Consider the following 5,081-nt stretch of genomic DNA (forward strand, 5'->3'; position numbering starts at 1 on the left):
AGAATGAATTGTTTTCTACAATTTGTAACATAGGCTCTTGTATTGTCATTGTGGTTTAGTGGTTATGTTCAGGTTTTTGATTCTAATTTTATTTTTGGTTCCAGTGATCGCTTTCGGTACAGAAAAAGCGGATCTGGTTGTGGTGAAAAAATCCAAATTCAGGTTGTATTTAATCGCCGACAACAAGGTATTCAAATCCTTCCGTGTCTCCCTGGGCGAAAATCCCAGGGGTCATAAACAACAGGAAGGCGATGAACGAACGCCCGAAGGTCGTTATATACTCGACTTTAAAAAAGAGGATAGTGCGTTTTATAAAGCAATACACATTTCCTACCCCAATAAAGAAGACATTCAACGAGCAAAAGAACGAAATGTTGATCCAGGCGGGGACATTATGATCCATGGTCAGAAAAACCAGGTGAGTAAAGTTTCTTTTACCAGGCAGTCAGGAAACTGGACCGATGGTTGTATTGCCGTCACCAATAGTGCAATGGATAAAATTTGGGATTCTGTCGATCCAGGGACGCCGATAATTATAAAACCATAATATTGCGTTTCAGCTTTTCTGGGTTACTGCAAAGTATCCCGTAATGTCTCTCCGGTACGATCTTTTTCTACTCCCTGTCTCTGGTTTTTAATGAGATTTATCGTGCCAGGGCATGAGGGCGGTGATATCATTTGTAGTAGAGCTTAATGATATTTCAGGGTGATTTTATGGCGTTTCGCATTATCATCAATGACAAGGAATGTACCAGTCCTGTTGTGAAATACGGGTTGGCAGTGGCTGTTTTGATAGGGACAATTGCAATATCAGCATTGATTGTCTTTGTACTGTTGCCGATCATTGGCGTTTCTGTTGCGGCGACGTTGGGATTTCTAATTGTTATTGCGGTAGGTATATTTGCGGCAGCCGTGGCATTGACTCTGGGTAGCGCGCTGCTATCGGTACTATTTGTGTTTGTGGATTATTTGGCAACCAGGTTTGGTAAACGCTAGCAATCTGTAGCTTTTGTTGCTCAAAACACTTTGCCTGTATAACAGCTTATGACACGGGTATATATTGCCTGTTAATTCGCTGTCTTGCATTATGGCGCAACACTATCTGTTTTAATTCTTACGCCCAATGGTCCCCGCGGAATATAAACTTGTTGCTGTTGACCGTCGCGTACCACCGTAACAGCTACCGTATTATGTGCCGTACCTTTACTGGTAGCGCCTGTAAGGTCGGACCAGTTGTATATACGTTCATTGTCATAGCTTAGTATTACATCACCGGGCAGAATGCCGGCGTTGTTTGCCGGGGAGTTGCTAAGCACGCTTTCAACGATCACTCGATTCGATCGGCCTGCCGCGTAAAGGTATGCGTCGTATTCGTCATCGTTTAGCTCCGAGCGCAGAGCCCTGGTACGATCGGCAATTTCTTTCATGGATTGATTGTAGCGTTCGTTACCCATCCAGCCTTCACGTGTAGCTTGATCACGGATATAAAGTTTATCCAGTTCCGCCTGTTCGAATATATTCTTAATATGACTTACCTTGGCCTGGTCAATACCGGCATCAATCAATGCCTGTTCGTTAAACCAGTTAACATTCTGGTTAAATGTGTCAGGGCGATGGGGATTCGTTGCAGCGCTTGTTGGCGCCTGGGAATTACTGGTATTGCCTGCACCTGCTTTTTGTGAGTCAGGAATTAATCCTTTCTCCAGTTTTACCAGTTTTTGTTCCAGTTGTTGGCGCTTTTCTGCTTCTGCCTGCACCTGGCTTTGCAGGGCCTGGATGGTTTGTTCCAGTTGTTCAAGTTTTTCAGTATTTGAATGGTTGCTGGCTGAAGAAAATGGGCTGCTCGGATTGTTTGAGGGGGCGAGTTCAGTAATGTTCCTTTTGTCGTTGTCAGGTATGTCAGGATCACTCAGTGAGTCGAGTGTTGCGCCAATTACAACACCTATGCCAATAAGCCCAATGAATGTAAGGAGTGCATGATTCATGATAGTAATACTATAGCAGGATCGTCCAGATTCAGTGTTGAATTAGATGCCGCAAGCGTTGCAGAGTTCCTTTATTTCGTCACGCGGGTTAGTCAGATTTCCAGTCCCCGTCGCGAATGCGGTTAATGGCAGCCGCCAGCTCATGCAAGCGGGGCAGCGCGAGATTACCAACTTTATAAGGGCTGATGATATCCAGGCCTTTTTTGTTTACATCGGACATCAGTTTTTGTAACCCCGGTATCAGAGTGTCCCCAGGCTTCGCATAACGTTGGGCGTATAAGTGGATCATCAGGCCTATGGCGCGGGTTTGCCCGATATCGATCAACTGTTCTACCTGTGACAGATCAATGCGGTGTTCACCGTAGAGTAATATCGAGAGTTCCTTGATATCAATTTTTACATCGCGATTGCGGCGGGAAGGATCCAGGGTTTTTGATCCAGGAAGGCGTTTTGATTCGCGTTGGAAGCGAGGCAAATCTCCCAGGTTGTCAGGAATGCTATAGTTCTTGTTGTGCGCCAGCGCCCTGGCTTGTTGCGTGACATCCTTTGGCTCATAAGTGTCCATCATAATGACATTGTCAGCGATATCGAAGTAATCGCCTGATCCACCCATAACAATTACAGACGATACCCCATGTTGTTCGTATAGTTCTCGAATGCGATACAGTAACGGGGTAATGGGCTCTTTGTCCTGGCTCACCAGTTTCTGCATTCGTTCATCGCGAATCATAAAATTAGTCGCCGACGTGTCTTCATCAATGAGTAGTACTTCCGTACCACATTCAAATGCCTCAACGATGTTGGCGGCCTGAGATGTACTGCCACTGGCATTTTCTGTGGTGAATTGTCGAGTGTTTCGATTAAAGGGCAAACGATCGATAAATGGACTGATGTTAACTTTAGAAATCGCCCGGCCATCCTCTGCGCGTACTTTGACAGCGGTTGGATTGGCAACTACTTTTTCTCTTCCATCCCCCGGAATATGATTATAGGGGCCTCTTTCCAGGGCGTGTAATAATGTAGACTTTCCGTGAAATCCTCCGCCTACTACTAACGTTACCCCTTCTGGAATACCCATTCCGTTGATGTTACCCGCATTAGGTAAATCAAATTTATGCTCAAGGGATGGCGGGGACTGGAATCGAATCACGTCTTCACGCAGTGGCTCATCATTGATGCCACTACGTCGAGGCAGGATAGCGCCATTGGCAATAAATGCCACCAGTTTCCTGCTTTTTAAAGATTCGCGTAATGCATGCTGGTCTTCGGCCGACTCAATGTGACCGACAAGTTTTTCCTGAGACAGGTTTTGATGGTATAGCCCTTTTTCAACAATAATCGGTAGTTCGTCAAAAAACATATGTATTGCCTGGTGACCGGCAACACGTCTGCCGTTAGCGGGCAGGCCCATCACGATTCTTGCTTCGACAAACGCCGGGTCAACGATGACCGCATTGCGGCGCAATATTTGTTGGCCACTGGTATCAATAGCGATGATGCCACTGCAACCGCTACCGCGATTACCTTTGATGGTTTTCCGGATAACACGTTTTACTGACCGCGCGATAAAGTCTTCGAGTGCAATTCGTCGAATATTGTTATTTTGTTTAATTTCCCACTGGTTCTCCGGGAAACCGGCAACAGGCATGGGAACTTGAATACTCACTCGTGATGGTGCGGCAAAGGGATCGCCCTGAACATGGTCAATCGTTACGGTGAACGACTCAAAGTCATAGCTTCCTTTGATGTCCTTGTAGGCTTTATAGCCTTTTCCATCGATACTTTGTAAAAGCTGTTTAAGTTTATTCATGGGTGACCAGTAATTAATAGAGTCCATTAATGAGAGTCATAGGTTATACTTTACGGGCGACGTTTATCGCTATATTAAGCTTTTATTTTAACCAGCTGCTTAGCCGGTTAAAAGGTTTTCTTGTGAATATTAATGGCGTACATATATAGTAGGTGGAAAAATTTTAGCCGGTAAATATGAAAAATATCGAAAACAAAAAAGTGGTGTTTTCCTGGGCCTTATATGACTGGGCCAATTCCGCCTTTGCCACCACCGTGATGGCAGGATTTTTCCCCGTGTTTTACAAGCAGTATTGGGCCGGGGATGTTGCTGCAACCGAGAGCACTTTTCAACTGGGTGTAAGTAATGCCGTAGCAAGCCTGGCCATTGTAATATTGGCACCCTTGATAGGTGCCATTGCGGACGTTGGACAGTTTAAAAAAATATTCCTGGTGTTATTTGCGGCGATGGGAATATCAGGAACCGCGTTTTTGTATTGGGTTGGTCAAAATGAATGGGCTGCTGCAGTGATGTTGTATGGCGCCGCTACCATTGGCTTTATGGGGGCTAACGTTTTTTATGACGCGTTAATATTGAGCGTTTCAACTGAAGACAATCGCGACCTGGTATCAGCCATAGGCTATTCCCTGGGATACCTTGGTGGAGGATTATTATTTTCAGTTAACGTAGCGATGACATTGTCCCCGGAAAGTTTTGGGTTGCAAAGTGCTGCAGACGCTGTGCGAGTATCTTTTTTAAGTGTCGCGATATGGTGGTTGTTGTTCAGTATTCCGCTGTTGTTTTATGTGCATGACCACAACAGTAAAGCAGCGGTTCCATTATTCACGGCTGTACGGCAGGGCATTCGACAGGTGGTGGATACCTTTCTTCACATTCGTGCTTTACGCCCCGTGCTATTTTTTCTTGTTGCATATTGGTTATACATCGATGGCGTAGATACGGTTGTACGTATGGCAGTGGACTACGGATTGTCTATTGGATTTGAGCAGCAGCATTTGATTACCGCGCTACTGATTACCCAGTTTATTGGCTTTCCGGCTGCCATTGGCTTTGGTTATTTGGGGCAACGAATCGGCGCCAAGAAAGGTATATTTCTGGGGCTCGCGGTTTACAGTCTGGTAACAGTGTGGGCGTACTTCATGAATGTCGTCTGGGAATTTTATGCACTGGCGGCAATCATCGGCCTGGTACAGGGCGGTGTGCAATCTCTTAGTCGGTCACTGTATGCGGATATTATCCCGGCTGACAAGTCGGCAGAATTTTTTGGTTTCTACAATATGATGGGC

The 5,081-nt window shown here is 45.5% G+C and carries 5 protein-coding genes; 3 read left to right on the forward strand and 2 right to left on the reverse strand.

All coding sequences use genetic code 11. The annotated features are described in order from the left end of the window. Positions 1 to 64: 64 nt before the first annotated feature. Both ACWVCM_RS01475 and ACWVCM_RS01480 read left to right on the forward strand, forming a co-directional pair. Positions 65 to 547: a L,D-transpeptidase family protein gene (locus tag ACWVCM_RS01475; protein ID WP_455199923.1), complete on the forward strand. Its 483-nt coding sequence runs from the start codon at positions 65 to 67 to the stop codon at positions 545 to 547. Between the two features lie 167 nt (positions 548 to 714). Further along, entirely contained in the window at positions 715 to 996 is a 282-nt protein-coding gene (locus ACWVCM_RS01480) for a hypothetical protein (protein WP_455199924.1), read from the forward strand. Between the two features lie 89 nt (positions 997 to 1,085). Here the strand turns inward: ACWVCM_RS01480 and ACWVCM_RS01485 are convergent, their stop codons facing one another. Together ACWVCM_RS01485 and ACWVCM_RS01490 are read right to left on the reverse strand one after the other, a co-directional pair. After that, entirely contained in the window at positions 1,086 to 1,985 is a 900-nt protein-coding gene (locus ACWVCM_RS01485; protein ID WP_455199925.1) for a PDZ domain-containing protein, read from the reverse strand. Between the two features lie 88 nt (positions 1,986 to 2,073). Further along, positions 2,074 to 3,795 (reverse strand): ABC-ATPase domain-containing protein, encoded by a 1,722-nt coding sequence (locus ACWVCM_RS01490; RefSeq protein WP_455199926.1) that lies wholly within the window; start codon positions 3,793 to 3,795, stop codon positions 2,074 to 2,076. Positions 3,796 to 3,971: 176 nt separating this feature from the next. Here ACWVCM_RS01490 and ACWVCM_RS01495 point away from each other — a divergent pair. After that, positions 3,972 to 5,081 (forward strand): MFS transporter (locus tag ACWVCM_RS01495; protein WP_455199927.1); only part of this gene is annotated, 1,110 nt, incomplete at its 3' end.

Source organism: Kaarinaea lacus, from assembly GCF_975902315.1.

Bases quoted from the DNA above. Each gene is read 5' to 3' on its own strand.
- ACWVCM_RS01475 (WP_455199923.1), top strand. From the start codon at position 65: ATGTTCAGGTTTTTGATTCTAATTTTATTTTTGGTTCCAGTGATCGCT.
- ACWVCM_RS01480 (WP_455199924.1), top strand. From the start codon at position 715: ATGGCGTTTCGCATTATCATCAATGACAAGGAATGTACCAGTCCTGTT.
- ACWVCM_RS01485 (WP_455199925.1), bottom strand. From the start codon at position 1,985: ATGAATCATGCACTCCTTACATTCATTGGGCTTATTGGCATAGGTGTT.
- ACWVCM_RS01490 (WP_455199926.1), bottom strand. From the start codon at position 3,795: ATGAATAAACTTAAACAGCTTTTACAAAGTATCGATGGAAAAGGCTAT.